The organism is Devosia sp., from assembly GCF_036676215.1.
Lineage (GTDB): Bacteria > Pseudomonadota > Alphaproteobacteria > Rhizobiales > Devosiaceae > Devosia.
This window is the reverse complement of record NZ_JAKFDJ010000075.1, coordinates 37,362-63,317: the sequence shown is the minus strand read 5'-3', so window position 1 is coordinate 63,317 and position 25,956 is coordinate 37,362. Positions and strand designations below refer to the sequence as shown.

The 25,956-nt window shown below is 62.8% G+C and carries 29 protein-coding genes and 1 pseudogene; 12 read left to right on the top strand and 18 right to left on the bottom strand.

Annotation, left to right across the window (positions count from 1 at the left end):
• Window positions 1-45: 45 nt before the first annotated feature.
• A complete protein-coding gene (locus V6M52_RS08175; RefSeq protein ID WP_332693875.1) occupies window positions 46-468 on the top strand; it encodes a YciI family protein in 423 nt (140 codons plus the stop codon).
• A gap of 27 nt (window positions 469-495) precedes the next feature.
• Here the strand turns inward: V6M52_RS08175 and V6M52_RS08170 are convergent, their stop codons facing one another.
• On the bottom strand, window positions 496-1,386 hold the full coding sequence (locus tag V6M52_RS08170; protein WP_332700659.1) for a metallophosphoesterase family protein: 891 nt from the start codon (window positions 1,384-1,386) through the stop codon (window positions 496-498).
• Between the two features lie 111 nt (window positions 1,387-1,497).
• Between V6M52_RS08170 and V6M52_RS08165 the strand changes: the two genes are divergently transcribed.
• Window positions 1,498-1,974, top strand: coding sequence for an NUDIX domain-containing protein (locus tag V6M52_RS08165; protein WP_332693869.1), 477 nt, complete (start codon window positions 1,498-1,500; stop codon window positions 1,972-1,974).
• Between the two features lie 141 nt (window positions 1,975-2,115).
• Here V6M52_RS08165 and V6M52_RS08160 read toward each other — a convergent pair whose 3' ends face one another.
• Window positions 2,116-3,075 (bottom strand): glutathione S-transferase family protein, encoded by a 960-nt coding sequence (locus V6M52_RS08160; protein ID WP_332700658.1) that lies wholly within the window; start codon window positions 3,073-3,075, stop codon window positions 2,116-2,118.
• Between the two features lie 349 nt (window positions 3,076-3,424).
• Here V6M52_RS08160 and V6M52_RS08155 point away from each other — a divergent pair, with 349 nt between their 5' ends.
• The 3 genes from V6M52_RS08155 (at window position 3,425) to V6M52_RS08145 (ending at window position 5,877) form a co-directional block, all read left to right on the top strand.
• Complete coding sequence (locus V6M52_RS08155) at window positions 3,425-3,982, top strand: GNAT family N-acetyltransferase (protein WP_332700657.1); 558 nt, start codon at window positions 3,425-3,427, stop codon at window positions 3,980-3,982.
• A 96-nt stretch (window positions 3,983-4,078) separates the two neighbouring features.
• Window positions 4,079-4,705, top strand: a complete 627-nt coding sequence (locus tag V6M52_RS08150; protein WP_332700656.1) for a CoA pyrophosphatase — start codon at window positions 4,079-4,081, stop codon at window positions 4,703-4,705.
• The gene (locus V6M52_RS08145; RefSeq protein WP_332700655.1) at window positions 4,702-5,877 is read left to right on the top strand and encodes a CCA tRNA nucleotidyltransferase; all 1,176 of its coding nucleotides are present in this window, start codon (window positions 4,702-4,704) and stop codon (window positions 5,875-5,877) included. The genes V6M52_RS08150 and V6M52_RS08145 overlap by 4 nt, the downstream gene beginning before the upstream one ends.
• Here the strand turns inward: V6M52_RS08145 and V6M52_RS08140 are convergent.
• From V6M52_RS08140 to V6M52_RS08125, 4 genes are read right to left on the bottom strand one after another with little or no spacing between them, the layout of a single operon-like run.
• Window positions 5,874-6,077, bottom strand: coding sequence for a DUF1059 domain-containing protein (locus tag V6M52_RS08140; RefSeq protein ID WP_332693853.1), 204 nt, complete (start codon window positions 6,075-6,077; stop codon window positions 5,874-5,876). The two genes, V6M52_RS08145 and V6M52_RS08140, sit on opposite strands and share 4 nt — an antisense overlap.
• A 3-nt stretch (window positions 6,078-6,080) precedes the next feature.
• Window positions 6,081-7,274, bottom strand: coding sequence for an AAA family ATPase (locus V6M52_RS08135; protein WP_332700654.1), 1,194 nt, complete (start codon window positions 7,272-7,274; stop codon window positions 6,081-6,083).
• 8 nt (window positions 7,275-7,282) lie between these two features.
• A complete protein-coding gene (gene hemF / locus V6M52_RS08130; RefSeq protein WP_332700653.1) occupies window positions 7,283-8,155 on the bottom strand; it encodes an oxygen-dependent coproporphyrinogen oxidase in 873 nt (290 codons plus the stop codon).
• 20 nt (window positions 8,156-8,175) lie between these two features.
• The gene (locus V6M52_RS08125) at window positions 8,176-8,646 is read right to left on the bottom strand and encodes a tRNA (cytidine(34)-2'-O)-methyltransferase (protein ID WP_332693844.1); all 471 of its coding nucleotides are present in this window, start codon (window positions 8,644-8,646) and stop codon (window positions 8,176-8,178) included.
• A 246-nt stretch (window positions 8,647-8,892) separates the two neighbouring features.
• On the opposite strand from V6M52_RS08125, the gene petA reads away from it, so the two are divergent.
• From petA to V6M52_RS08100, 5 genes are all read left to right on the top strand, one after another.
• Window positions 8,893-9,417 carry a ubiquinol-cytochrome c reductase iron-sulfur subunit gene (petA, locus tag V6M52_RS08120; RefSeq protein ID WP_332693841.1) on the top strand — a complete coding sequence of 175 codons (525 nt, stop codon included), beginning with the start codon at window positions 8,893-8,895 and terminating at the stop codon, window positions 9,415-9,417.
• A gap of 14 nt (window positions 9,418-9,431) precedes the next feature.
• A complete protein-coding gene (locus V6M52_RS08115; RefSeq protein WP_332700652.1) occupies window positions 9,432-10,682 on the top strand; it encodes a cytochrome b in 1,251 nt (416 codons plus the stop codon).
• A 17-nt stretch (window positions 10,683-10,699) separates the two neighbouring features.
• Window positions 10,700-11,542: a cytochrome c1 gene (locus V6M52_RS08110; RefSeq protein ID WP_332700651.1), complete on the top strand. Its 843-nt coding sequence runs from the start codon at window positions 10,700-10,702 to the stop codon at window positions 11,540-11,542.
• A gap of 221 nt (window positions 11,543-11,763) precedes the next feature.
• Window positions 11,764-11,958, top strand: coding sequence for a hypothetical protein (locus V6M52_RS08105; RefSeq protein WP_332691497.1), 195 nt, complete (start codon window positions 11,764-11,766; stop codon window positions 11,956-11,958).
• 29 nt (window positions 11,959-11,987) lie between these two features.
• Window positions 11,988-12,521 carry an adenine phosphoribosyltransferase gene (locus V6M52_RS08100; RefSeq protein WP_332691500.1) on the top strand — a complete coding sequence of 178 codons (534 nt, stop codon included), beginning with the start codon at window positions 11,988-11,990 and terminating at the stop codon, window positions 12,519-12,521.
• A gap of 12 nt (window positions 12,522-12,533) precedes the next feature.
• Here V6M52_RS08100 and V6M52_RS08095 read toward each other — a convergent pair whose 3' ends face one another.
• From V6M52_RS08095 to V6M52_RS08070, 6 genes are all read right to left on the bottom strand, one after another.
• Complete coding sequence (locus V6M52_RS08095) at window positions 12,534-12,935, bottom strand: GFA family protein (RefSeq protein WP_332691503.1); 402 nt, start codon at window positions 12,933-12,935, stop codon at window positions 12,534-12,536.
• Between the two features lie 85 nt (window positions 12,936-13,020).
• Window positions 13,021-13,413: a VOC family protein gene (locus tag V6M52_RS08090; RefSeq protein WP_332700650.1), complete on the bottom strand. Its 393-nt coding sequence runs from the start codon at window positions 13,411-13,413 to the stop codon at window positions 13,021-13,023.
• An 83-nt stretch (window positions 13,414-13,496) separates the two neighbouring features.
• Window positions 13,497-13,841: a hypothetical protein gene (locus tag V6M52_RS08085; protein WP_332700649.1), complete on the bottom strand. Its 345-nt coding sequence runs from the start codon at window positions 13,839-13,841 to the stop codon at window positions 13,497-13,499.
• 32 nt (window positions 13,842-13,873) lie between these two features.
• Window positions 13,874-14,431, bottom strand: coding sequence for a MaoC/PaaZ C-terminal domain-containing protein (locus V6M52_RS08080; protein ID WP_332691513.1), 558 nt, complete (start codon window positions 14,429-14,431; stop codon window positions 13,874-13,876).
• Window positions 14,428-14,907, bottom strand: a complete 480-nt coding sequence (locus tag V6M52_RS08075; RefSeq protein WP_332691516.1) for a MaoC family dehydratase — start codon at window positions 14,905-14,907, stop codon at window positions 14,428-14,430. The genes V6M52_RS08080 and V6M52_RS08075 overlap by 4 nt, the downstream gene beginning before the upstream one ends.
• Window positions 14,908-14,973: 66 nt before the next feature.
• Complete coding sequence (locus V6M52_RS08070) at window positions 14,974-15,846, bottom strand: AraC family transcriptional regulator (protein WP_332691519.1); 873 nt, start codon at window positions 15,844-15,846, stop codon at window positions 14,974-14,976.
• A 102-nt stretch (window positions 15,847-15,948) separates the two neighbouring features.
• Here V6M52_RS08070 and V6M52_RS08065 point away from each other — a divergent pair, with 102 nt between their 5' ends.
• On the top strand, window positions 15,949-17,403 hold the full coding sequence (locus V6M52_RS08065) for an alpha-glucosidase/alpha-galactosidase (protein WP_332691522.1): 1,455 nt from the start codon (window positions 15,949-15,951) through the stop codon (window positions 17,401-17,403).
• 71 nt (window positions 17,404-17,474) lie between these two features.
• Complete coding sequence (locus V6M52_RS08060; protein ID WP_332700648.1) at window positions 17,475-18,062, top strand: LysE family translocator; 588 nt, start codon at window positions 17,475-17,477, stop codon at window positions 18,060-18,062.
• A gap of 33 nt (window positions 18,063-18,095) precedes the next feature.
• On the opposite strand, the pseudogene V6M52_RS08055 reads toward V6M52_RS08060, so the two are convergent.
• From V6M52_RS08055 to V6M52_RS08030, 6 genes and pseudogenes are all read right to left on the bottom strand, one after another.
• Window positions 18,096-18,293: pseudogene (locus V6M52_RS08055) on the bottom strand (helix-turn-helix domain-containing protein); the annotation flags it as partial.
• A 194-nt stretch (window positions 18,294-18,487) separates the two neighbouring features.
• Window positions 18,488-19,855, bottom strand: a complete 1,368-nt coding sequence (locus V6M52_RS08050) for an alpha-glucosidase/alpha-galactosidase (RefSeq protein WP_332700647.1) — start codon at window positions 19,853-19,855, stop codon at window positions 18,488-18,490.
• A 15-nt stretch (window positions 19,856-19,870) separates the two neighbouring features.
• Window positions 19,871-21,541, bottom strand: a complete 1,671-nt coding sequence (locus V6M52_RS08045) for an ABC transporter ATP-binding protein (protein ID WP_332700646.1) — start codon at window positions 21,539-21,541, stop codon at window positions 19,871-19,873.
• A 10-nt stretch (window positions 21,542-21,551) separates the two neighbouring features.
• Complete coding sequence (locus tag V6M52_RS08040; RefSeq protein WP_332700694.1) at window positions 21,552-22,685, bottom strand: ABC transporter permease; 1,134 nt, start codon at window positions 22,683-22,685, stop codon at window positions 21,552-21,554.
• Window positions 22,686-22,741: 56 nt separating this feature from the next.
• Entirely contained in the window at window positions 22,742-23,752 is a 1,011-nt protein-coding gene (locus V6M52_RS08035) for an ABC transporter permease (RefSeq protein ID WP_332691534.1), read from the bottom strand.
• 70 nt (window positions 23,753-23,822) lie between these two features.
• Complete coding sequence (locus V6M52_RS08030; RefSeq protein WP_332691537.1) at window positions 23,823-25,910, bottom strand: ABC transporter substrate-binding protein; 2,088 nt, start codon at window positions 25,908-25,910, stop codon at window positions 23,823-23,825.
• Window positions 25,911-25,956: the final 46 nt, after the last annotated feature.

Below are 25,956 nucleotides of genomic sequence, written 5' to 3'. Positions count from 1 at the left end.
TATGGTCAGGGGCCGTTTGGCTCCGCCAATGGAGGAGTGAATACAATGCGTGTCATGGTTATGGTCAAGGCAACCACAGACAGTGAGGCGGGCATCATGCCGCCGACCGAGCTGCTGGAGGCCATGGGCAAGTATAATGAGGAACTGGTCAATGCCGGCATCATGCTGGCTGGCGACGGCCTTAAGCCGTCGGTCAACGGCAAGCGCATCGCCTTCGACGGTCCCGGCCGCACTGTCATCGATGGCCCGTTTGCGGAAACCAAGGAACTGGTTGCCGGTTACTGGATGTGGGAAGTGCGCGACATGGATGAGGCCGTCGCCTGGGTCAAGCGCTGCCCCAATCCGATGCCCGGCTATAGCGAAGTGGAAATCCGCCCGGTCTTCGAAATGTCCGATTTCGCCGCCGAGATGACGCCAGAGGTGGAGGCAATCCACAATCGGGTGCGGGACAAGACCGAAGGCCGGTAGGGCTCTCCCCCGGACGACGGCTCGAAGTCAGCTGATCCGCATCTGCAGGCGCATGACAATGTCACTGCCCAGGCGCTGGTAGCCATATTCGCGCATAGTGCAGGCCCAGCCGTCGCCGGAGCGCTCGATGCGGAACAGATTGTAGCGGGCCGGGTCGTTGAGCGTGCCGCCCTGCGCTGCGCTGGCGGCGGCCACGCCGACCACCGGCACTTCATGCCCCTTGCCGGGAATGGAGTGGATCGAGGCGCGATGGGTATGGCCATGCAGGATCAGCTCGGCGCCGTGCTGGGCGATCACCTGCCGGAACAGCTTGTGCCCCCTGAGCCCGAATGAGGGGTGCTGTAATTCGGGATTGGGCGGGTGATGGATCAGCACGGTGCGGAAATATCCCGCCTCGCCCATGACATGCAGAATGCGGGCCAGCCGCTCGGCCTGTGCTTCGTCGAAGCGGCCGATGGCGAGGAAGGGGCGAGTTGGCACGGCGCTGGAGCAGGAGATGATGGCCAGCTCGCCAATGCGACGCACAAAGGGAAAGACCGCTTCGTCGAGCGTCTCGCCCTGCATGTACTGGCCCCAAAGTTCCTGGGCGGATTCCAGCGCGCCGGGCACATAGGCATCGTGGTTGCCGGGGCAGACGGCGATCTTGTCGGCGGCGCCGAGCGCCTCCAGCCACTTACCGGCGCGATCGATCTCCGAGCGCAGCGCCAGGTTCACCAGGTCGCCAGTGACGGCGGTGAAATCGGCGTTCTGGGCCTGCATATGGGACACCAGGCTTGCCAGGGTCTCGCTGTTGAGTTCGTCGTGGCGGCGCAGCTTCCAGTTGAGATAGCCGGTCAGGCGCTTGCCGAGAAGGTCGCGCCAGCCCACCTCGGGCATCGGGGAAAGGTGGATGTCGGAGATGTGGGCCAAAGTAATCATTGCAGGCCTAATGCCAGAAGGGGGCGGGCAAGAAAACGGTCAATCGCTGCAGTGGTCGATTTTGTCGCCATCAAGTCTCTGCTACCGGTGGGTTCCCAAGGAGGGGTTTTGATGCAGATGAATCGCATGCAGCGACTGGTCGCCAAGGTGTTCCTGACCTCCAAGGGCCTGTGGCACCGCATGACCCTGGGTGCCCGCGTCATGGTGGTGGATGGCGATAAAGTGCTGCTGATCCGGCACAAGCACGTGCCGGGCTGGCAGTTTCCCGGCGGCGGGGTTGGTCCGGGTGAAACAATCGAACATGCAGGGGCTCGCGAGACGCTGGAGGAAACCGGCTACCGCGTAATCGGTTCCATGGAGCTGTTCGGCATCTATCACAATACCAGCCCGGTGACGAACCGCGACCACGTGGTCTTCTACATTGCCAGGGGTTTTGAAAAGGCGTTTGACCGCAAGCCCGACAACGAAATCGCCGAGGTCGGCTGGTTTGACCGCCACGCCTTGCCCGAAAAAGTGACCCCAGCCACCTCCCAGCGCATCGACGAATATTTCGACCACGCGCCGAAACGGGATGTGTGGGGGTATTAGCCCCTTACCACTCCCTTGGGGGAGAGGTCGGCGCGTAGCGCCGGGTGAGGGGGCCTTTTCTGGGTCGGGTGCGCAGGGAAGGCCCCCTCACCCGATCCAAGAGGGTCGACCTCTCCCCCGAAGGGAGAGGTAAGGCAGACACTACTTCAAAAACGGCAGCTCCGGCCCGATGGGGATGATCCGCGTCGGGTTGATGGTGATGTGGCTCCAGTAGTAGTGCGTGCGGATGTGGTCGAGATCGACCGTTTCCTTGACGCCGGGAACCTCGTAGAGCGCCTTGAGATAGTGCGAGATGTTCTTGTAGTCGGCGATCCGCTGCCGGTTGCACTTGAAATGGCCGACATAGACCGCGTCAAACCTCACCAGGGTGGTGAACAGGCGCCAGTCGGCCTCGGTGATGGTGTCGCCGGTGAGATAGGCGGTTTCCCCGAGCAGGCCTTCGACCCAGTCGAGCGCCTCGAACAGCTTGGCCACAGCCTCGTCATAGGCCTCCTGCGTGGTGGCGAAGCCGGCCTTGTAGACGCCATTGTTGATGTCGTCATAGACGCGGGCGTTGATCGGGTCGATCCTGGCCCGCAGGGCTTCGGGATAGTAGTCATCGGTGTTGCCGGTCAGCTCGTCGAATGCCGAGTTGAACATGCGGATGATTTCCGAGCTCTCGTTGGAAACGATGGTGCCCGTCTGCTTGTCCCACAGCACCGGCACGGTAATGCGACCGGTATAGTCCGGCACCGCCTGGGCATAGACTTGCCACAGCGTGTCCTTGCCAAACAGGGCATCGCCGGTCGAGCCTTCGTCGGTACGAAAGCTCCAGCCGGTCTCGTCGGGCATCTTGGGCGAGACGATAGAAACCGAGATCAGGCTTTCGAGGTCCTTGAGCTTGCGGAAGATCAGGGTGCGATGGGCCCAGGGGCAGGCGAGGGACACATAGAGGTGGTAGCGCCCGGCCTCGGCCGCGAAGCCGCCGGTGCCCGAGGGGCCGGGGCTGCCATCGGCGGTGACCCAGTTGCGGAAGGCCGGCGTGGTGCGCACGAATTTGCCGCCGCTCTTGCGCGTGTCATACCAGGCATTGTGCCAAGCTCCGTCGATCAATTGTCCCAAGATCGAACCCTTTCCGTCATGTTCTCGACTCGTTGCCGGGGTCAACTCCCGGCCATTGGCTGCGTTGCCTGACACATAGTCGGGGGCCAGGCGAGCGATAAGGCGGCCTAACGGCAACTGTCCGTTGTGCATTTTGAACACAGATGCCCTGCGCGTCTTGAATTTACGGGGCGCGGCCATGATTTTCATTTTACGCGAGGCGCCCATGGTGCTAATGCGATTTCAGGCGTGGAGGCGCCCAGGATGGTAAAGGTTTTGCTGGTGACACGACGACCGTAGCGGTCTTTTGAAGCGGCGCTTTTTCAAGCGCCGGGTTTGTCCTACGCATCCCAAATCCTGGATCATTGTCATGTCCCTCACTGCTGCGCCTTCGGCCGCGTCCGCTGCTGTCTCCGCTTCCTCCATATCCGGGCCCACCGTGCGTCCCGCGACCGAGCAGGACGACGCCTTCATTGATGATTTGCAGTCCATCGCTTTCGGCCCCGGCCGGTTTGCGCGCACGGCGTTCCGCATTCGCGAACGCTTCCCCATCGACAAGAGCCTCAGCCTGATCGCTGAAGTCGACGGCACTGCCTGTGGCTCGGTGTGGATGACCCCGATCAGCATCGGCGGCATCAATGGCTGGATGCTTGGCCCGCTGGCCACCCATCCCAATTTCCGCAAGCTCGGAGCCGGCAAGCTGCTGGCTCGTGAAGTGACCAAGCGCGCCATGGCGCGGGGCGATGGGCAGTTCGTCATGCTGGTGGGCGACCGCGACTATTACTGCCCGCTGGGCTGGGAGCCGACCACCGTGGGCAATATCGAGTTCCCCGGTCCGGTCGATCCGACCCGCGTGCTGGTCTTCGCCGAAGACCCGACCCTGGCCACGACCCTGTCGGGCGCGATTGCCGGCTGGCGGCAGGGCTGAGGCTCTTCACCTCTCCCCCCAAGGGAGAGGTAAGGGGTGCACTTCCGGCACATCCTCGCTTAAGCTCCCGTTCCCGAAACGAATTCCGGTGCCTTCTTGTCGTCCGACGACATAATCATTAACCGTCTGGCCACGCGCCTGCTGACTGCGCCGCCGCCCATGCCGGCGGTGCATATGCTGGTGCCTGATTGGGCGCCGACCCAGCCGTTCAGCCGCCCGCCGGTGCCGGCGGCGGTGCTGATTGCCCTGATACGACGTCCCGAGGGCCATACCGTGCTCTATACCGAGCGCTCGCCGGACCTACGCGCCCATTCGGGGCAGGTGGCGTTCCCGGGTGGCAAGGTCGATGCCGCCGACACCGATGTTGCCGCGGCGGCTCTGCGCGAGGCTTTCGAGGAAGTGGGAATGGAGCGCGCTGATGTCAGGGTCATCGGCTTCATGCCGACCTATTTCACCGGCACCAACTATCTCATCACCCCCGTCGTCGCCACCGTTGAGCCGAGTGGGCCCTTCGTGCCCAATCCGGGCGAGGTGCATTCGGTGTTCGAAGTGCCGTTGCAGCGCATCCTCAGCCCTGAAAGCTATGGCGAATTCCGCATCAAGCGTGATGGCAAGGAACACCGCACCTGGCAGATCGACCATGATGGTCACCGCATCTGGGGCATCACCGCCAATCTGACCCGCCGCTTTCGCGATTTGGCCATGGGGGAGGCCGTGTCATGAGCGGCGATCCACTGCGTTCGGCGGAATGGCTGTGGCGCGCCGAGACGCAGGCGATCCTGCTGGCGCTGGATGGCGCCAAGCGCCGAACGCGGGCGGTGGGTGGCGCCGTGCGCGACACCATCATGGGCCGCCAGCGCGAAGCAGCCGATATCGACCTGGCCACCGAACTGCTGCCCGAGGAAGTGATCGAGCGGGCCAGGGCGGCCGGTATCGCCTTTTATCCCACCGGCATCGACCACGGCACGGTGACGCTCAGGCTGGGCGAGACACTGGCCGAGGTGACAACCCTGCGCCGGGATGTCAAAACCGACGGCCGCCGCGCCGTGGTCGCCTTCGGCACCGATTGGGTCGAGGACGCACGTCGGCGCGATTTTACGCTCAACGCCCTCTATTGCGCTGCGGATGGCACCCTCTACGATCCGCTTGGTGGCGCCGATGATGCCCGCAACGGCATCATCCGCTTCATCGGCGATGCCGCCCAGCGCATTGGCGAGGACGGGTTGCGCGTCTATCGCTTCTTCCGCCTGTCGGCGAGCCATGGTGACGAGCAGTTCGATTCCACTGGCCTGGCTGCCTGCGCCGCAGCCGTGACGCAGCTCGATCATCTGTCGCGTGAGCGGGTGGGCAGCGAAATCCTGCGCATGCTCGACCTGCCGAAGATCGTCCGCACGCTGGCGCAGATGTCGGAGATCGGCTTGCTGACGCTTGATGGGCCGGTACTGACGGCGCTTGAGGCCTATGAAAAACTGGGTGGCAGTTCGGCGGCGGCGCGGCTGGCGCTGATCGCCGGCGACCGCCTCGACGCGGCTAAGGAAGAGTGGCGGCTGGCCAAGGACACGGTCAACTTTGCCCGGGCCATCGCGAATGCCGCTGACTTGTTGGCCGATGACCGGGTTGCCGAGGCCGCCTATCGCCACGGCGAAGCTGCCGTCGAGGGATTGGCTATTGCTGCTGTTTTGGGGAATTGGGGGCCAGCGCGCCTGGCCGAAGCGGCGCGGTTGCTGGCGGCGACAGTGGTCCCGCCCTTTCCGGTTTCAGGGCACGATCTTGCCGGCCTCGGCATGACGCCGGGACCGGACATGGGTCGGGAACTGGCCCGTCTGGAACAGGCCTGGATCGAGAGCGGGTTTACCCTCGGCAAAGTCGAGCTTCTGGCGCTGGTGCGCTCCTAGTGCTTGGTCGCCTTGCGGGGCTTAACTTTGACATCGACGATGCGCTCCTTGATGCGCTCGATCATGTCGGGGCGCACCTCGGTCTCGCCGTGATAGGTCCGCAGATTTTCGACGGCGCGGCGAACCACCTCGGCTTCACTCTCGGCTTCGGCATGCCAAGTGGCGCCGGGGATCAGTGAGCCCGACTCAAAGCGTTTCATTGCTCATCTCCTGTTGTTGATGTGCCAAGGCACAACGTCAGGAAAAGGCGAGGGTTCCGCCAAGTCGTCCACGAAGTCCCCGAACTGGCTCAGCCCTTCAAGCCATGTGCCACCGTCGCGCCGCACGACTGCCCGCGGCAGGATGCCGGTTTCCGCCGCCAGTGCGTCCGCAAGCACTTGGGAATGGGTGACGACCCAGACCTGCGTGCGCTGTGCCGCCTTGGCGATGATGCGCGCCAGCGCCGGCAGCAGGTCTGGATGCAGGCTGGCCTCCGGCTCGTTGAGCGCGATGAGCGGCGGCAGGCGATAGGCCAGCAGCGCCCCCATCAGCGCCAGGAACTGCAGCGTGCCGTCCGACAGTTCATGTACGCCGAAATCACGCCGGGGCGTATCGGGGAAGCGCATGGTGAAGCTGGCATGGGTGCCGGGCGGCGGCACGGTGAGCCTGGCACCGGGAAAGGCGTCTTCCACCGCTGCATGCAGGTCCTGGGCATCCCCTCTGATATGGACCAGGGTGGCGAACACGGCTGCCAGGTTGCCGCCGTCGGCATCCAGCATCGGGGCGGTCACCGCCAGCGACGGTCGGCGCAGCATGGCCTCCGTGTCGGTACGAAAACCATGGTAGAAGCGCCAGGCCGCCAGCGCGTAGCGCACCGCGTCGATTTCCGGCACGGCGCCGCGCAGGCTGGATAGCGCGGTTTCACTGCCCAAAAGCGTGTCTTCCATCTGCCGCCGGTTGCCTTCGTCATCGCGATACCATGCCGCCACGCCCTTGCGTTCCAGCAGGGCGACGTCGCGCTTTCCCTGGCGGATGGTCAGCGTTTCCCGCTTGATCTGGGGCTCGAGTTCGAAAACGGCCTCGTATCTGGAGTCGCCGAAACCGATCTCAACTTCGTAGTGGGGCGCCAGGCCGCCCGCGTCATCGGCCAGCACATCTTCGAGCCCTACGCGCAGCACCATGCGCGGCGGTTCGGTCGCCTTGCGCTCGCCGGCCCACATGGCAGACCCCAAGCCACCTTCGCGCGCCAAGGCGAGCGCCAGGTCGCCCGTAGCCGCCGCTCGCACCAGCTCGAGTGCGCGATAAAGGTTGGTCTTGCCGACGCCATTGGCGCCCACCAGCACCGAAAGTTGCCGCACCGGAAAGTGGATGGAGCGGACGGACCGATAGCCGGCAATGTGGATATCGGTCAGGCCCATGCTTTCCCTTACGGCCAGCGCACTTCCGGCGGCATCGATGACAGGATCGAGTTCACATTGCCGCCGGTCTTGAGCCCGAATGTGGTGCCGCGATCATAGAGCAGGTTGAATTCGACGTAGCGGCCGCGGCGGACCAGTTGTTCGTGCCGGTCCGCTTCGGTCCACTCTGTCTCGAAATTGCGGCGCACCAAATCGGGATAAATCCCGAGGAATGCCTCGCCCACCGCCTTGGTGAAATCGAAGTCGGCGTTCCAGTCGCCGGAATTGTGGTGATCGTAGAAAATACCGCCAATGCCGCGATGCTCGTTGCGATGGGGCAGGAAGAAGTAATCGTCGCACCATTTGCGGTAGCGCTCATAGTCCACGCCCGGGCGGTTGCCGCAGGCCGCTCGCATGGCGGCGTGGAAATCTACCGTATCGCGATCATCCTGCACCCGGCGGCGATCAAGCACCGGGGTCAGGTCGGCGCCGCCGCCGAACCACTGCTTGCCGGTGACGATCATGCGCGTGTTCATGTGAACGGCCGGAACATGGGGGTTCCAAGGATGCACGATCAGCGAAATGCCGGCGCTCCAGAACTGCGCGCCGGCCTCGGTGCCCGGCATCTGCTTGGCGAAATCCTCGGAGAACTCGCCATGCACCGTCGAGATATGCACGCCCGCCTTTTCGAAGACGCGGCCGTGCAGCATGCCCATTTCGCCGCCGCCGCCAGCGGCCCGGTCCCAGGGCGTGATCTCGAACTTGCCCGCCGGCATATGCGCATTGGGGCCGCTCACATCGGCCTCGATGCTCTCGAATGCCGCAATGATCCGGTCGCGCAAAGCGCGGAACCAGGCTTGGGCGGTGGTCTTCTTGTCGTCGATGTCGTCGGGGAGTGTCATGGTATCCGTGAAATGAACCGTCATGTGAGCCCTGTAAACCCGTCCGTCTGCCTTTTTGCTTCGCCCAGGATAAGTGTCGCCGCCAAGGCAACATTGATCGAACGCAAACCCGCGCGCATCGGAATGCGGATGCGCAGATCCGCGGCATCGGCCACCGCGTCCGGCACACCGGCGCTTTCACGGCCCACCATCAGGATGTCCTCGGGCTGGTAGGCCACGTCATAAGCCGAGGTCTCCGCCTTGGTCGTCAGCAGCACCAGCCGGCGCCCGGCCTCGCGCCGCCAGGCGTCGAATTGGCTCCAGCTGACATGCTCCTGCACGCTGGCATGGTCGACATAGTCCAGCCCGGCGCGGGCGAGCGACTTGGCAGAAAAGGGGAAGCCGGTGGGGTGAATGAGGTGGATCGTGGTGCCCAGGCAGGCTCCGAGCCGGATCAGGGTGCCGGTATTGTTGGCAATGTCGGGTTGATAGAGGGCGAGGTCGACCGGCATGTCGGATTTCCATTCATTTGAAGGCGTCTGTAGGCGGGTGCGGCAGGCCGTGGCGGCGAGCGGGCCGGGTATAGTGTCGCACTTCACCGGTGTCACTCGTGGGCACTCTGGACAAGTTCCTATGACAGTGCAAAAAGAACCGCCACTGACGGGCCGCTTGAGGGCGGACGGCTGCTGATTCCGCCTAGGTGGGAAATGGTTTGCCGCGCCGGCCGCGTCTGATGTGATTGTACGGGGATACGGACCTTGGCCACGCAAGCTCAACATTCAACAACGCGGCGGGATTTCATCTTTGTCGCGACGGGTTCGGTGGCCGCTGTCGGCGCCGCCGCCACCGTCTGGCCGCTGATCAACCAGATGAACCCCGATGCCTCGACGCTGGCGCTGGCCAGCATCGAATTCGATATTTCCGCCATTCCCGAGGGCCAGTCGGTCACCATCATGTGGCGCGGCCTGCCGGTCTTCGTGCGACATCGCACCCCGGCCGAGATCGAGGAAGCCAGGGCGGTGCCGCTGAGCGACCTCAAGGATCCCGCGACCGACGAGCAGCGCACCAAGGAAGGCCACGAACAGTGGCTGATCATGATCGCCAACTGCACTCACCTCGGCTGCGTGCCGGTGGGCGAATCGGGCGACTTCGATGGCTGGTTCTGCCCATGCCATGGCTCGCACTACGATACCGCCGGCCGTATCCGCAAAGGCCCCGCACCCAGCAATCTGGTGCTGCCGCCTTATGAATTCCTCAGCGATACGCTGGTCCAGATCGGTTAGTGGGGGCTTTCCCGATGTCAGAACATTCAACTTACACACCCGGCAACGGCGTCGAGAAATGGCTCGATGACCGCCTGCCGATCATCCGGTTCTCCAAAGAGCACCTGATGGATTTCCCCACGCCGAAGAACCTCAACTACTGGTGGACCTTCGGCGCGATCCTGGTGATGTGCCTGGGTATCCAGATCGTCACCGGCGTGATCCTGGCGATGCACTATACGCCTCACGTTTCGATGGCCTTTGACTCGGTCGAGCACATTCGCCGCGACGTCAATGGCGGCCGCATGATCCAGTCGTTCCACGCCGTGGGCGCCTCGATGTTCTTCGCCGCCGTCTATATCCACATCTTCCGCGGCATGTATTTCGGCTCCTACAAGGCGCCCCGCGAGATCCTGTGGATCCTGGGCGTGCTGATCTTCGTGCTGATGATGGCGACCGCCTTCATGGGCTATGTGCTGCCCTGGGGCCAGATGTCGGGCTGGGCTGCCACTGTTATCACCAATATCTTCGCGGCCATCCCAGTCATCGGCACGCCGCTGCTCGAATTGCTGCGAGGCGGCTTCTCGGTGGGCAATCCCACGCTGAACCGCTTCTTCTCGCTGCACTATCTGCTGCCTTTCGTCATCGCCGCCGTGGTGGTGCTGCATATCTGGGCGCTGCATGTGCCGGGCAACAACAACCCGGCCGGCGTCGACGTCAAGGACAGCCGCGATACCTTGCCCTTCCATCCGTACTACACGATGAAGGACGCGTTCGGCATGGTGCTGTTCCTGATCCCCTTCGTCTGGTTCGCGTTCTTCGCGCCGGATATCCTGGGGCATCCGGACAATTACATCCAGTTCAGCAGCACTGTGACCCCGGCCCATATCGTGCCTGAATGGTACTTCCTGCCATTCTACGCGATCCTGCGCGCCATCGACTTCAACATCATGTTCATCGACTCCAAACTCGGTGGCGTGATCTTCTTCGGCGGCTCGATCGTCATCCTGTTCTTCCTGCCCTGGCTGGATACGTCCAAGGTTCGTTCGGGCAATTTCCGCCCGATGTTCAAGTGGTTCTACTGGCTGTTCGTGGTCAACTTCGTGGCGCTGACCTATCTGGGTGCCGCACCGGCCGAAGGCATCTACGTGGTTCTCGCCAAGATCTGCACCGCCTACTACTTCATCCACTTCCTCGTCGTTCTGCCGCTCCTCAGCCGCATCGAGACGCCCCGGCCGTTGCCGACCAGCATCTCGGAAAGCGTGCTGAGCAAGTCGCACGCGTAAGGGAAGGGGAAGGAACCATGATGAACATCAAGACCATCCTCGCCGCACTGGCGCTGCTTGCCGGTATCGCTGCTCCTGCCCTCGCGCAGGATCATTCGACGCCGCATATCGAAAAGCAGGGCTGGAGCTTTGCCGGCATTTTCGGCACCTATGACCAGAACCAGCTGCAGCGCGGCTTTCAGGTCTATCGCGAAGTTTGCTCGAGCTGCCACGGCGCCCGGCTGATCGCCTTCCGCAACCTGGCGGAAGCAGGCGGTCCGGGTTTCTCCGAGGAGCAGGTCAAGGCGCTTGCGACCGAGTATGAGGTTGCCGACGCGGCGGCAGAAGGTGGTGTCCGTACGGCCGTTCCGGCCGACCGCTGGCCGTCGCCCTTTGCCACCGAGCGGGATGCCCGTGACGCCAATGGCGGCGCGCTGCCCCCCGATTTCTCGGTGCTGGCCAAGGCCCGCGGCGTTACCGACGCCTTCCCGTTCTGGGTCTTCAACTACTTCACCGGCTATTCGGAAGGCGGCCCGGACTATATCCACGCGCTGCTCAACGGCTATCACGATGAAGCCCCGGAAGAGTTCGAACTCGCCGAGGGCAAGTATTACAACGACTTCTTCCCGGGTCATGCCATCGGCATGGCGCCTCCGCTGCAGGATGGGCTGATCACCTATGCGGTCGCCGAGGGCGAAACCGAGGTGCCGCTGACGGTCGAGCAATATGCCACGGACGTTGCTGCCTTCATGATGTGGATGGCCGAGCCTCACCTGGCCGGACGCAAGCAGACCGGTTTCGTCGTGCTGCTGTTCCTCGTGGTGTTTGCTGGCCTGATGTATGCCACCAAGCGCAAGATCTGGGCTGGCATCGAGCACTGATCGCTGACCGCCTGCGGCGGTGAAAACGCGCCAGTGGCGCGTTTTCAAGCGATCAGGCCCGAAGAGCTATGCTCCCAGGGCCCGGCGGTTCCAGATACTCAATCCGAAAGGGCCCTTTGCGGGCTCTTTCTCTTTTGCATCACGTGCGCTTCAGGCCCTTGCCATTCGATCCGCACACCGCAATATTCGACGGACGCAAATCAGCTGCCGAGGGAGCCGACATGTCCGCCATCCGCATTGCAGTGACTGTTGTCGGCGCCGCCATCACCATGAGCCGGCATCCCGCGGTTCGTGCCGGCATCAATGCCGTAGCTTCCAATCCCAAAGCGCGTGAGACGGCGATCGCCGTCACCCGGTCGGCGGCCTACAATGCTGGCGTGATTGCCCGGCATCTCGTCGGCCGCGGGACGCGCTGAACCCTCTCTTCCCCTCACACAGGTTTGCCATGCCGCTCGACCTCAAGGCCCTCGTGCGCACGATTCCGGACTATCCCAAGAAGGGTATCCTGTTTCGTGACATCACTACGCTGATCGAGCACCCCGAGGGGTTCAAGCAGAGCATTGAGCGGATCGCCCAGGATTTCCGCGGGCAGGGCATTACCCATGTCGCCGGCATCGAGGCGCGCGGCTTCATCTTCGGGGCCGGTGTCGCCATCGCGCTGGGCGTCGGCTTCCTGCCGATCCGCAAGAAGGGCAAGCTGCCGGGGGAAACCATTGGGCAGAATTACGCACTAGAATATGGCGTCGACACCATCGAGATTCATGCCGATGTGCTCGACGCCCGCCATACAGTGCTGCTGATCGACGATCTCATCGCCACGGGCGGCACCGCCATCGCGGCGGTTGGTCTGCTGCGCCGCACCGGCGCTACCATCACCAAGGCAGCCTTCGTCATCGACCTGCCGGACCTGGGCGGCGCTGCCAAGCTCAAGGCCGAAGGCGTCGACGTCATGTCGCTGATCTCGTTCGAGGGACACTGAGGGCGGCCGGACCTACCAGCTATTCCGCCCATCCACCTTTTCCACCGCCACCTTTGACCAGTCCAGATCGTCGATCAGCCGCAGATTGACCGCGTAGATGCGGCTGGTGGGCATGGCGTTGGGATCGCCGTTCTTGGGGGTGCCGTCATTGTTGTACATCGAGGCCCAGTCCGGCGAGTCGCCCCAGGTCTGCATGCCGCAATTGCCGCAGAAATGGTGCAGGTTGATGCCGTCGCTGGCCGAGTAAGTCTTCTCCCCGGCATTGGACAAAAGCTCGATCTCATCGACGTTGTAATAGCCCCAGACCGCGCCGGTGCGGGCGCAATAGCTGCAATTGCACTCCTTGGCGTGTGTCGGCAGGTGCGGCAGCTCGATCCGGGTGGCGCCGCAATGGCAAGAGGCGGTGAGGGACATGGTGGAACTCCGTTCTGGTGTTTCAACCATGGCGGACCGTGCTGACAGAGCCTGTCAGCAAGCTTGAACAGGCCTGCACGGAGTTTCAGGCCGCCATCGCCTCACGGGCATCGACCAGGCAGAACTGGTTGCCTTCGGGGTCGCGCATCACCGTATAGGTGGGCAGGACGCGCACGGTCTCGGCGCCAGCCTGCTTGAGCCGCTCGACGGCGCTGCTGCGGTCGCTGACCTCGACGTCGAAATGGACGCGATTGTTGTCGTAGCGGCGGCCGTCGACATTCTGGAAGCATATGGAAGGCCCGGGGCCATCGACCATGACCGTCGGGTCGGTGTCCGGCGTCAGGCCCAGCGCCGCGAGCCGGGCGATCTCGGCCTCGTCATAGTCGCGCACCGCGTAGCCATCGAGCAGGCCGGCCCAGAACTGGGCCAGTCTGGCCGGCTTGTCACAGTCGAATACGATCTCGTTGATCTTGCCCATAGTGGTCTCCTTCTTCTGAAGTCCTGACCGGATAGCTCGCAAATGCGGCAAGACTGGGCACTGCCTGTTGAGGGGGCAATTTGCTAGCGCGGCGTGCAGAGCATGACGATGGCTTCGGCCGTCTCCAACTGAATGGCGGTGCCATAGGTGGGATCAGGAATGACGCGGCCGGACCTCATACTGTGCGCCGTCTTGAGCCCGCCATCGTTGAAACCGACGCCGTCCTCATAGACGGTTATGGTGCCGGTGCCCGAGCTGGCATCGCCCACGACGGTCGAGGCAAAGCCATAGACCTCGCCATAGATGGTCAGGATGCCCGCCTTGGCGGTGGTGGCGTCGCGACAGGCCCAGTTGCCCACGAAATTCTGGGCCATGGCCGGGGTAGCGGACAAGACGGTGAGGGCGGCTGTGAGGGCGATTCGGCGCATGGGGCAGAGAGTGCCGGTGCGCGGAAATGCTTTCAAGAGGCGCGCTTGAGCAAGGGGCCGATCAGCGGCACTCTGGTGAGTGCGAGCAACAGTCTGAGCTTGAGCGGCATGGTGTAGTCGCGGAGCTTCGAGAACCCGACCAGCTCGGCGCGATAGACCAGCTCGCCGTGCTGGTTGGTGGCAGTCAGCCGGTTGAACAGCAGGCCCCAGCCAGGAATGGAGTTGGATGCGCGCTTGTCGGTCACTACCAATTCATAGTTCACCGTGTCGCCGGGGCGGACAGGCGCCTTGAACACCATGGAATTGACGCCGGGGGAGGGGCCGGAAACGCCCGGCTCCTTGCCCAGGCCCAGCAGGCGCTCTTCCTCGGCAAACAGGGCGTCCACCATCTTGCGGTGACCGACGCAGACCGTATGCCAGCCACTGGCGACCACCCCGCCAAACTGGCTGTGCTGGGCGGCCGCGGCGTCGACGTGAAAATATTGCGGGTCATAGAGCGCGGCGAAGCGGACGATCTCGTCGGCCGAAAAGGTATGGCTGCCGAGCGGGAACACCTCGTCGATAACGATATCTTCGAACCAGCGGGTCATGTGGGCGCTCCCGGCTCGCGCGTATCGATCAGGTTGGCCAGCCGCATGCTGAGGACGGGTGCGTTCTTCTGGTTCCGCACGTCGAAGTCGAGGGTCATGATGCCCCATTGCGGATGGCTGCCGGAGCGGCGCAGTTCGGCAATGGTCACCGTGCCGCCGATGGTGTCGCCCACCATGACCGGGTTCTTCCACTTGAGATCGGAAAAGCCGAGCCCGCCGGCCGAGGCGAGCTTGCCGAGGAAGCTGTCGACCAGCATGCGCAGGCTCAGCGCCCCGGTCTGCCAGCCGCTCGAGGCCAGCCCGCCCAGCAGGCTCGCCTTGGCCGCCGCTTCGTCGAGATGGAATGGAAAGGGGTCGAATTCGCGCGCGAAGGTGATGATCATCTCCTTGCTCACGGTGATGTGGCCCAGATCGGTGACTTCGCCGACCGCAAGGTCCTCGAAATGGCGGCGATCTTTGGTGACAGGATTGGTCATGGCGTTGCCCTATACGTCAACCGTCGTTTTGCCCCTTTTGGTCGAAGATGGCAACCCGGTTTTGCCTCACGTCCCCGCCGCCAGGCGCGCGCTTGCGCGAAATTCCAACGGCGCCACGCCCCGCTTGCGCCGGAACGCCTTGGCCAGGTAGTTGGCGTCGGCAAAGCCGGTGGCTCGGGCGATGGCGACGACGCTCATGTCGGTGGCCAGCAGCAAGCGCTCGATGCGCTCAATGCGTCGTTCCAGCACGAAATCGGAGGGAGGCGTGCCAACCGCGGCGCTGAACTGGCGTACGAAGTGACCCCGGCTCATCTCGGCAAGGCGGGCCAGCCGTTCCACCTGCAGGGGCTGGCCCAGATTGGTCTCGACATGGGTCATGACGCGGGCAATGGCGGCCGGCAGGCGCTGTTCGGGCGCGGCGCTGGTGCCGAACACGCCATCATGCAAAGCCGCCATGGCGGCATAGGCCGCGGTCGAGACTTCCCCTGGAGTGATGTCGGCCTGCTCGATCAGCGTCAGGCAGGCATTGGCGATGCGGTCGAGCACGTCCGCAGGCAAGCGCATCACCGGCCCCGTAGCATCGATGAGTTCCCGCGCCAGTCGGAGCGCCTCTCGGCCGTTCAGCACCATCCAGAAATATTCCCAGTGTCCGCCGCGCTCCAGCCAGTAGCGATGGGCATGGGGCATGGAGAGCACCATGGTCTGGCCCGGTACCAGCCGATGCTGCACCCCGGCAAAGTCGAGCCGACCCTCGCCGACAATGGTGTGCTGGATGACCAGAAAGGGCGCCGTGCCGCGTTGCAGTCCATCCCACGAATAGACTTCGTTCATCCGCTGTTCATATCCGGCACTGATCGCCATGCAATGGAGCGGCGTCGCGCTCTTGGGTAGCGTCAGAACGCGAACGTCGTGGCCGTGGTTGAGCAGGTCGGAGAGCACAAGATTACCCTGATTGGCACAACCTTTCTCTAGCACTTTGTGGCAGCAAAAGGCTAGCAAAGTGCAAGCATGCTGGCAGAAGGTGCTGGTTGGAGGATCGATATGTCATTCAAAGTCACAGTCATCGGCGCTGGTTCGATCGGCTTCACCAAGACGCTGATTTCGGACCTGCTCAAGGTTCCGGAATTCGTCGGTTGCGAGTTCGCGCTCACCGACATCAACCCGCATAACCTGGACATGGTGAAGCAGGTCATCGAGACCATCGTCTCGGTCAACAAGCTGCCCGCCAGGGTCACCGCCACTACCGACCGCCGCGCCGCCATCACCGGCGCGCGCTACATCATGAGCTGCGTTCGCGTCGGGGGCCTCGAGGCCTTTTCGACCGATATCTCGATCCCGCTGCGCTATGGCGTTGACCAGTGCGTGGGCGACACCATCTGCGCCGGCGGCATTCTTTATGGTCAGCGCAACATCCCGGTCATCCTCGATTTCTGCAAGGATATCAGGGAAGTAGCCGAGCCCGGCGCGCTGTTCCTCAACTATGCCAACCCCATGGCGATGAACACCTGGGCTGCCGAAATGTATGGCGGCGTCAATGTCGTCGGCCTCTGTCATGGCGTGCAGCACGGCGCGCACCAGATCGCCAATGTGCTGGGCGTGACCGATGACGAACTCGACTATGTCTGCGCCGGGATCAACCACCAGACCTGGTATATCGACATCCGCGCCAAGGGCCGGAAGATCGAAGCCGACGAACTGATCGCGGGCTTCGAGGCGCATCCGACCTATTCCAAGCAGGAGAAGGTGCGCATCGACGTGTTGAAGCGCTTCGGGGTCTATTCCACCGAGTCCAACGGCCACCTTTCGGAATACCTGCCCTGGTATCGCAAGCGCCCCGAAGAGATCGGCCGCTGGATCGACATGAGCGACTGGATTCACGGCGAAACCGGCGGCTATCTGCGGTACTCGACCGAGCGCCGCAACTGGTTCGAGACCGATTTTCCGATGTTCAAGGAGCAGGCCAACAAGCCGCTCAGCGAACACAAGCGGACCAGCGAGCACGCCAGCCACATCATCGAGGCGATGGAAACCGGCCGGGTCTATCGGGGCCATTTCAACCGCCGCAACAATGGCATCATCACCAATTTGCCCGATGATGCGATCATTGAGAGCCCCGGCTATGTCGACCGCTTCGGCATCAACATGATCGAGGGCATCACCCTGCCGACCGCCTGCGCGGCCACCTGTTCGGTGTCGGTCTCGGTGCAACGCCTGTCGGTAGAGGCCGCGATGACGGGCAATATCGACACCCTCAAACTTGCCGTGCTGCACGATCCGTTGGTCGGCGCCATCTGCACCCCCGACGAAGTCTGGGCCATGGTGGACGAGATGGTGGTGGCGCAGGCCCAATGGCTGCCACAATATGCCGACGCCGTGCCGGCAGCGCGGGAACGCGTCGCCAAATCGACGGTCAAGACCAGCGATTGGGATGGCGCGGCGCGCAAGAAGGTTCGTTCGGTGGAAGAGCTGCGCGAAGTGGTTGGCGGCCACCACTAAGTCTCCGCAGCTACGACATGATTTCGGGCGGGCAGTAGTATGCCTGCCCATTTTCTTGCTAGTACGACCCCATGAGTGAGCTGCTGCCCTTCGTCCTCGCCGTGCTGGCTTTGCTGGCCACGCCGGGCCCCACCAATACGCTGATGGCAGCCTCGGGCGCGCAGCGTGGCGTCATTCGCTCGTTGTCGCTCCTTGCGGGGGAACTGGGCGGCTATTTCATCGCCATAACGGTCTGGACCGAGTTGGTGGGCGCCGCGCCGGCCGGACAGCCCCTGGTGCCGGCAATTGCCAAGCTGGTGGCGGCAGCCTTTCTGCTTTGGTCGGCGTGGAAGCTCTGGGCCAATGCCGGCCATGCCGACTTGGTGCGGCGGGGGATTACGCTGGGCCGGGTCTTTACGACGACGCTGGTCAATCCCAAGGCGCTGGTCTTCGCCTTCGCCATCTTTCCCCACCTGGGCTTTCTGGCGCGATTGCCCTATCTGGGCCTGTTCGCTCTGCTGGCAATTGGCACTGCCGTCGGCTGGATGGCGTTGGGCACGGCCGCGGCGCGGTCGTCCGGGGGGCTACTGACATCGTCGCGGGTGGAGCGGATTACTGCCATTGCGCTGGCGGTCTTTGCCACATTGCTGGTGGTGCAGACTGCGCAGAGCTGGAGCTAAGGCGGAGGGGTAGGCCCGCCATGATGGCAGGCCTCAAGCCACGTCGTGTGGCAAGTTGGCGGGTATCGCCACGCCATTCTCGGCATATTCCCGCAGCTTGTTGCGCATGGTCCTGATCGAAATGCCCAGGATATTGGCCGCATGGGTGCGGTTTCCTTCGGTATGCCGCAGGGTTGCCAGGATCAGATCACGCTCAACCTCTGCCACTGGCAATCCGACGAGTGCTTCGGTCGCGTGCGGGTCGGGCTCAAAAAAATATTGGTCAAGATCATACATTATGGTCGCTTTCTGAGCCCCCAAAGGCTTCTTTCAGCGCCAGGTCAGCGTGGCCTCGTATGGTTAACGCATGGTTAAACTCCGGGCGGGCAGCCAATCACATTTGCAAGGGCTGGCCCGCCCGGAGGCAGGGAGAACTGTGCGCGGAACTATGCCACGCGCTGCTTCCGGGAGCCGCGGGCCCATTCAGGCAGCATGCTGCCATGGGCCTCGGTCAGATCGTCGACGAGGTTCCATATCTGCTCCAGATCCAGCTCCGCGGCGGTGTGGGGGTCCAGCATCGCGGCGTGGTAGATGTGCTCGCGGTTTTCTTCCACCAGCGCGCGCACGGTCAGTTCTTGCACGTTGATATTGGTGCGGATCAGCGCGGTGAGCTGAACTGGTAGTTCGCCGATAAAGGTCGGCTGCAACCCGTTATCGTCGACCAGACATGGCACTTCGACCGCCGCGTTGTAGGGCAGGCTGGTGATGACGCCATTGTTGCGCAGATTGCCGTAGATCACCGAAGGCTCGCCGGTCCAGACCGAGTTGACGATGGAGCTGGCATATTCCTTGGATTGCTTGACCTCGATGCGATCGGCCTTGCGGTAATCCTCGGAAGTCTTCTTCCAGTTGGCGATCTGCTCGACGCAGCGCTTGGGATATTCATCGAGCGGAATACCGAACTTCTCGATGATGTCCTCGCGGCCTTCCTTGATGAAGTAGGGCGTGTATTCGGCGAAGTGTTCCGAGCTCTCGGTGACGAAATAGCCGAGCCGCGTCAGCATCTCGTAACGCACCTTGTTGGGGCAGCGCGGGTTCCAGGTCGGCTTGGGCGCACGGCCTTCGAGATAGGCGCGGACGAGGTCCGGATAGAGATCCTTGTAACTGCCGTCGGGCTGGCGATGCTCGAACTTGAGGTAGAAGGCCATGTGGTTGATGCCGGCCGAGCGGTAGCGGATTTCCTCGTAGGGAATGTCGAGGTCATGGGCCAGTTCCATGGCCGTGCCCTGCACCGAATGGCAGAGGCCGACCTGCTTGATGGTCGGGTATTTTTCGGAGATGGCCCAGGTGTTGATGGCCATTGGATTGACGTATTGCAGCATGATCGCGTCGGGCGCGACCTGCAGCATGTCTTCGCAGATGCTCCACAGATGCGGCACCGTACGGAGGCCGCGCATGATGCCGCCAACGCCCAGCGTGTCGGCAATGGTCTGGCGCAGATTGTACTTCTTGGGCACGTCGAAATCGATGACCGTCGAGGGCTCGAAGCCGCCGATCTGGAAGCAGACGACGACGAAATTGGTGCCGTCTAGCGCCTGGCGCTGGTTGGAAAAGGTCTCAACCGTGGCCGGAGCGCCGAGCGTGGCGATCAGCTTTTTGGCGATGATTTCGCTCTCTTCCAGCCGTGTGGGGTTGATGTCCATCAGGCGGATGGTGGCGCCGGCCAGTGCGGGGCGCTGCAGAATGTCGCCGACGATGTTCTTCATGAACACCGCCGAGCCGGCGCCGATAAAGGTGATTTTGGGATTTGCCATAAATGAATGCTCCAGCTAGGCGGCTATTTCGAATGCGGCGCGGACGAGCCGGGCCGTATATTCGGTTTGAGGATTGGTGAGGACTTCGGCCACGGGCCCCTGTTCGACGATCTTGCCATACTGCATCACCATGACGCGATGGCAGAGGGCGCGAACGACTTTGAGGTCGTGGCTGATGAAGAGGTAGGAGAGGCCCTTCTCGTCCTGCAGCTTGCGCAGCAGGTCAATGATCTGGGCCTGCACCGACAGGTCGAGAGCCGAGGTCGGCTCGTCGAGCAGGATGAATTCGGGCTCCAGCGCAATGGCGCGGGCAATGGCGATGCGCTGGCGCTGGCCGCCCGAGAATTCATGCGGGAAGCGGTTGAGGATGGTGTCGGGCATGCCGGCGTCGCGCAGCGCCTGGCGTACGCGGTCGCCGCGCTCGGTTCGGTTGGCGCCGATCTGGTTGACGATCAGCCCTTCCTCGATGATCTGGCGGATCGACATGCGTGGATTGAGGCTGGCAAACGGGTCCTGGAACACGATCTGCATGCGGCTGCGGAGCGGGCGCATGGCGGCGCGGTCCTTGTCGTGGATCGGCTCGCCATCGAAGAAGATCTGCCCGCCCTGATTGCCGATCAGGCGGATCAGCGCCTGACCGAACGTGGTCTTGCCCGAGCCCGATTCCCCCACGATGCCGAGGGTTTCGTGCCGCATCAGCTTGATGTCGAGATTGTCGACCGCCTTGAGCTCGAAGAAGTCCGGCTTGAAGAAGCCGCCCCGCTTGAGGGTGAAGCTGACCTTGACCTCCTTGCCCTCGAGCACCGTCTCATGCGCGCCCTCGGTCAGCGGCAGCGCTGTGCCCTTGGGTTCGGAGGCAAGCAGGTGCTTGGTATAGGCATGCTGCGGATTGGCAAACAGGGCCTCGGTGGCGTTGTGCTCCTGCACCCGCCCATTCTGCATCACATAGACATATTCGCTGAACTGGCGGACCACGGTCAGGTCATGGGTGATCAGGATCACCGCCATGCCGTACTTGTCCTTGAGATCCTTGATCAGGTTGAGGATCTGCGCCTGCACCGTTACGTCGAGGGCAGTGGTCGGCTCGTCGGCGATCAGCACGTCGGGCCGGTTGGCGAGCGCCATGGCGATCATCACGCGCTGGCGCTGCCCGCCCGATAGCTGATGCGGATAGTTGTTCAGTCGCGCCCGGGGTTCGGGAATCTGCACTTCTTCGAGCAGCGCCTCGGCCTTGGTCATGGCCTCCTTGCGGCTCATGCGGTTGTGCAGATGCAGCACCTCGCAGATCTGCTGGCCGATCGTATAGACCGGGTTCAGCGAGCTCATCGGCTCCTGGAAGATCATGGCGATGTCGTTGCCGCGGAGCTTGCGCATATCGCGGTCGCCCATGGTCACGATGTTCTGGCCCGAAAGCGTGATCTGCGTCTCCGGCAGAATAGTAGCCCGCTTGGTCAGCAGCTTCATCAACGTCCGGGCAGTCACGGATTTACCCGATCCGCTTTCTCCGACCAGCGCAATGGTCTCGCCCCTGTGCAACTGGAAGGAGACGTCGCGCACGGCATTGACCGTGCCGCCCTCGACCTTGAAGTCGACGCCGATATTGCGGGCATCAAGGATCAGTTCGCGGCCGTGGCTGCCAAGGTCGTGACGTATATCGGAAACAGGCGTGTAGCTGGGTTCGGTCATGGCCTGTTCCTCAATAGGGGTCGATGGCGTCGCGCAGACCGTCGCCCAGCGCGTTGAAGGCGAAGACGGTGATCAGCACGAAGATGACTGGGCTGAGAATCCAGGGATAGGAGCCGATCACCGAGAAGGTGCCGGTATCCTGCAGCATCAGGCCCCAGGAGATCAGCGGTGGTTTCACGGCAAAGCCGAGGAAGCCGAGAAAGCTCTCAAGCAGCACCACGCTGGGAATAGCCAGGGTGATCGCCACGATAATGTGGCTGAGCACATTGGGCAGGATGTGCCGGGTGATGATGCGGCTGTCGGTTGCCCCGACCGCGATGGCGGCGCGCACATATTCGATGCGGGCCAGTGACAGGGTCTTGGAGCGCACTTCACGGCTCAGCTGCGCCCAGCCCAGCACCGCCATGACGACGATGACGAAGGTGAGGAAGACGTTGGAGGGCGCGGTGACCGGGATTAGCGAGGTGAGGGCCAGATAGAGCGGCAATTGCGGGAAGGCGAGGACGAAGTCGACGAAACGCTGCACCCAACTATCCAGCCGCCCGCCGATATAGCCGGAGGTGATGCCCACCAGCGTGCCGACGATGGTGGTTATGGTGACGACTGCCAGCGCAATCATCAGGGAGATGCGCGAACCGATGATACCGCGCGAGAGGATGTCGCGTCCGAACTTGTCGGTGCCCAGCAACTGGATCGGGCGGCCATCGGTCGAGCCGAAGAAGTGGATATTGGTCGGGATGAACCAGAGCAGCTGATAGGAATGGCCGGTGACGAAGAAGCCGGTCGGGGTGGGGTTGTCCTTGATCAGCCCGGTCAGCGGCTGGAAGGTGACGAGATCGAACTCACCCGTATCGCCGACGGGATAGACATAGGGGATGAGGCTGAAATTGCCGTCCGGGTCCTCGAAGGCGATGACGTCGGGTGGCGCGAAGGGCAGGTTGGCCTGCTTGGGGTCCATCGGCGCAAAGAAATCGGCGAAGACGGAAATCACCAGCATCATCGCGACCAGGATGAGGCCGATCATGCCCATGGGGGAGCGCTTGAAGCGGCGCCAGACCAGGGTGGCATAGCCCTCGTTGCCGCTGCCGAAGCGGGTCAGCACAGGCGACGGCGCAACATCGGCCTCTTGGGCCGGTGTCGGCATTGGGCCGCCGCTGACGTCGGTGGGCAGGGGGATGGAGGCGTGGGTATCGATCTTGCTCATTCGTTGCCTCCCCCGAGCCGCACGCGGGGATCAAGTGCCACCAGCAGCATGTCGGAAATGATGTTGCCGATGATCAGCGTGGCGGCCAGCACCAGCATGAAGGTGGCGGTGACATAGACGTCGCCAACGCCCATCGAGCCAACGATGGCCGGGCCAACCGTGGCCAGGCCGAAGACGATGGCCACTTCGATTTCGCCCGTCAGCATGTAGGGCAGCACGACGCCCTGATAGGCGACCAGGGGATGCAGCGCATTGGGCACCGCATGTTTCATGATCACGGCGCTTTCGGGCAGGCCCTTGGCCCGCGCGGTCTCGACATATTGACTGTTGAGCACGTCGAGCAGGTTCGCTCGCATCACGCGCATGTTGTAGGCGAGGCCGCCGAAGGTGGCGATGAAGATGACCGGCCAGATGTGGGTCATCAGGTTGACGAACTTGTCCCAGCTCCAGGGCGCGCCGCCATAACGGGCGGAGAAGAACATGCCCACCTCGCTGACATTCATGCGGAAGACGAGCACGTAGAGGATGATGATCGCGAGCAGGAACCGCGGGATGGTCATGCCGAGGAAAGAGATGATGCCAAGGCCGGTATCGACCCAGGAATACTGCCGCGTCGCTGCGATGATGCCTAAGCCGATGCCGAGCAGAGATGCAAGGATGTGGCACACCAGCGCCAAGGCGATGGTGGCGGGGAGGCGCTCGGCGACGACCTGGCCGACTTCCTTGTTGTAATAAAACGAGTGACCGAAGTCGAACCGGGTGACGATACCGGTGAGCCAGCGGAAATATTGCACGATCATCGGATCGTTCAGCCCGTGAGCCTCACGGTAGAGGTTGGCCTGGATGTCGGCTTGCTCGAAGGTCGCGCCGCCCTGATTGACCGCCATCGCCCGGATGTAGTCGCCGTAGTCTCCTGGCGGGGCCTGGATGATGGCGAAGGTCACGATGCTGAGCAGGATCAGCAGGGGGATCGCGCCAAGGACGCGCATGGTCAAAAATCGGAGCATGGCCGCAAGCCTTTCAGTTGAGGGCAGGGGGACGGATCCCCCTGCCGGAGTTCGTTACGCTAGATTGCGATCACACCGGGCCGGCCGAGCCGGGTGCGCCCGGCAGGGTCTCGGGATGCAGTTCGTAATCGCCCTGAGCATCGGCAGGCACGAAGACACGCTCGCGGATGATGTTGTCTTCTGCCCAGTTGAACATGAAGATCGGGGCGCCGGCCGGGATATTGGCAAAGCGCTTGTTGATGATCAGCGCGCCGGGATACTGGGTCAAGCCGACCGAATACACGTTCTCGGTGAAGATGCGCTGATACTGCTTCATCAGTTCAGTACGTTCCGCATTGTCGCTGGTAGCGATGAATGCGTTGACGGTGTCGACGAGTTCCTGTTCGAAGGGCAGCAAATCGACTGTGCCATCTGTTCCCGCCTTATGGAAAGGATGAGTCCGCGGACCGGTGGGAGCCAGTGCGGTCGTGCCCTGGACCACGGAGACCATTTCGGCGCCCTGGCGCTCCACATGCCAGTCGAACTGGCCGGACTGGGCCATGTCGTCGCGGGCCGTACCCGTCTGGAAGTTGGCGATCACGCGGATGCCAAGCGGCTCCATCTGGGCAATGACACCTTCGGCAAGGTTGGTATCGGTGCCGTAGTCGGTATTGGCCAAGAGGGTTATTTCGACGTCCGCGCCACCGGCCTGGTCGGCCGGGAAGTTGCGGATGCCGTTGCCATCGGTATCGGTCAGGCCGAGACCATCGAGCAGGGCATTGGCGGCTTCGATATTGTACGGATAGTACACCGTCGAAGCCTTGTCGTAATACGTCGTGCCGGCATAGAGGCCGCCCGGGTAGATGGCAGTAAACGGACCGCGGACCAGTGATTCACCCAGGCGCTGCCGATCGGTGGCGATCGAGATTGCCTTGCGGAAATCGAGATCACGGTTGAGTTCGCGCACAGCCTGGGCGCGTTCATCGGGTTCACCCCAGCCATTGGCCGAAAGGTTCATGCGCAGGGCATAGCCGATGGTACGGGCACCGAACTGCAGACGGGCGGGTGCGCTTTCGTCGGCCGAGCGACGCAGTGCCTCGACATAGCTTTCGGCCTGTTCGAGGTTGGAGAAGTCGCCCGAGCCGGCTACGGCCTGAACGTCACGATCGGCCCAGGTGCTGAGGCGATAGTGCAGTTCATTGAGGTAGGGAAGCTGGTTGCCGTTCTCGTCGACCTTCCAGTAATAGGCGTTGCGGCGCATGACGATAATATCGTCGGCACGGTATTCGACCGGCACCCAGGCACCCATCACCGGGATGTTCATGTATTCCGGCGGGAAGGCGTTCTTGTATTCTTCGTAGGAATTGTCGGCGTTGTATTTGGGGTGCTCCGGCTTAAGGATATGGCTCGGGCCGGGGCAGAAAGAATCGTATGCCATCGCATAGAGGTACTGGGTCGGGCGGACTTCCTCGAAGGTCCACTTGATGGTGTAGGGATCAAGCGCTTCGAGCGTGGTGCCGACACCAAACCGTTCCGGCGTACCAGTGCCCGATGGGACCGCGCTGACATTGGAATCCTGGACGTTGTCTTCCCAATAGAACATGACGTCTTCGGCGTCGAAGGGGTCGCCGTCAGACCACTTGGCGCCTTCGATCAGGTGCATGGTTAGCTCGTGACCGTCTTCCGACCATTCCCAGCTTTTGGCCAGGTTGGGGAGTGGTTCGAGTTCGTCGGCCTTGACCTGAAACAGCGGGCCAGTGCGCGTCAGGCACTCGGAAAGGCCGATATCGATGCCGCCCCAGCCCTGGGACTGGCCGCCGATATAGTTCCAGCCTTCCGGACGTCCGCCAATCACATGACGCAGGGTGTCGCCGTAGACGCCGATTCCGTCGGGCATGTCCCCGCTCTTGTAGACCATGGGCTCCGCGGGGAGACGCTCGGCGACGGGCGGCAGGGTGCCGGCCTCGACATATTTGGAGGTGACCCAATCGGGTTCGTGGTATTCCGGCAGCGCCTTGAATTCGAGGATGTCGGTAACGCTGACGAAATTGGGTTCGCTCTGGGCGGCGAATTCCGGCGGATCCGGAAGCTCGCCCGTCAGTTCCTGGGCCTGCACCGCAAGCAGCGACACACCCAGCATCAGTCCTGCCCCGCCAAGGGCAATCGCTTGTCTTCTCATAAAACCTCCCATAGCAACGGAACGGCATTGCTTGCCGCCGACCGGA

Bases quoted from the DNA above. Each gene is read 5' to 3' on its own strand.
- V6M52_RS08175 (WP_332693875.1), top strand. From the start codon at position 46: ATGCGTGTCATGGTTATGGTCAAGGCAACCACAGACAGTGAGGCGGGC.
- V6M52_RS08170 (WP_332700659.1), bottom strand. From the start codon at position 1,386: ATGATTACTTTGGCCCACATCTCCGACATCCACCTTTCCCCGATGCCC.
- V6M52_RS08165 (WP_332693869.1), top strand. From the start codon at position 1,498: ATGCAGATGAATCGCATGCAGCGACTGGTCGCCAAGGTGTTCCTGACC.
- V6M52_RS08155 (WP_332700657.1), top strand. From the start codon at position 3,425: ATGTCCCTCACTGCTGCGCCTTCGGCCGCGTCCGCTGCTGTCTCCGCT.
- V6M52_RS08145 (WP_332700655.1), top strand. From the start codon at position 4,702: ATGAGCGGCGATCCACTGCGTTCGGCGGAATGGCTGTGGCGCGCCGAG.
- V6M52_RS08140 (WP_332693853.1), bottom strand. From the start codon at position 6,077: ATGAAACGCTTTGAGTCGGGCTCACTGATCCCCGGCGCCACTTGGCAT.
- V6M52_RS08135 (WP_332700654.1), bottom strand. From the start codon at position 7,274: ATGGGCCTGACCGATATCCACATTGCCGGCTATCGGTCCGTCCGCTCC.
- hemF (WP_332700653.1), bottom strand. From the start codon at position 8,155: ATGACACTCCCCGACGACATCGACGACAAGAAGACCACCGCCCAAGCC.
- V6M52_RS08125 (WP_332693844.1), bottom strand. From the start codon at position 8,646: ATGCCGGTCGACCTCGCCCTCTATCAACCCGACATTGCCAACAATACC.
- V6M52_RS08115 (WP_332700652.1), top strand. From the start codon at position 9,432: ATGTCAGAACATTCAACTTACACACCCGGCAACGGCGTCGAGAAATGG.
- V6M52_RS08110 (WP_332700651.1), top strand. From the start codon at position 10,700: ATGATGAACATCAAGACCATCCTCGCCGCACTGGCGCTGCTTGCCGGT.
- V6M52_RS08105 (WP_332691497.1), top strand. From the start codon at position 11,764: ATGTCCGCCATCCGCATTGCAGTGACTGTTGTCGGCGCCGCCATCACC.
- V6M52_RS08100 (WP_332691500.1), top strand. From the start codon at position 11,988: ATGCCGCTCGACCTCAAGGCCCTCGTGCGCACGATTCCGGACTATCCC.
- V6M52_RS08095 (WP_332691503.1), bottom strand. From the start codon at position 12,935: ATGTCCCTCACCGCCTCTTGCCATTGCGGCGCCACCCGGATCGAGCTG.
- V6M52_RS08090 (WP_332700650.1), bottom strand. From the start codon at position 13,413: ATGGGCAAGATCAACGAGATCGTATTCGACTGTGACAAGCCGGCCAGA.
- V6M52_RS08085 (WP_332700649.1), bottom strand. From the start codon at position 13,841: ATGCGCCGAATCGCCCTCACAGCCGCCCTCACCGTCTTGTCCGCTACC.
- V6M52_RS08080 (WP_332691513.1), bottom strand. From the start codon at position 14,431: ATGACCCGCTGGTTCGAAGATATCGTTATCGACGAGGTGTTCCCGCTC.
- V6M52_RS08075 (WP_332691516.1), bottom strand. From the start codon at position 14,907: ATGACCAATCCTGTCACCAAAGATCGCCGCCATTTCGAGGACCTTGCG.
- V6M52_RS08065 (WP_332691522.1), top strand. From the start codon at position 15,949: ATGTCATTCAAAGTCACAGTCATCGGCGCTGGTTCGATCGGCTTCACC.
- V6M52_RS08060 (WP_332700648.1), top strand. From the start codon at position 17,475: ATGAGTGAGCTGCTGCCCTTCGTCCTCGCCGTGCTGGCTTTGCTGGCC.
- V6M52_RS08050 (WP_332700647.1), bottom strand. From the start codon at position 19,855: ATGGCAAATCCCAAAATCACCTTTATCGGCGCCGGCTCGGCGGTGTTC.
- V6M52_RS08045 (WP_332700646.1), bottom strand. From the start codon at position 21,541: ATGACCGAACCCAGCTACACGCCTGTTTCCGATATACGTCACGACCTT.
- V6M52_RS08040 (WP_332700694.1), bottom strand. From the start codon at position 22,685: ATGCCGACACCGGCCCAAGAGGCCGATGTTGCGCCGTCGCCTGTGCTG.
- V6M52_RS08035 (WP_332691534.1), bottom strand. From the start codon at position 23,752: ATGCTCCGATTTTTGACCATGCGCGTCCTTGGCGCGATCCCCCTGCTG.
- V6M52_RS08030 (WP_332691537.1), bottom strand. From the start codon at position 25,910: ATGAGAAGACAAGCGATTGCCCTTGGCGGGGCAGGACTGATGCTGGGT.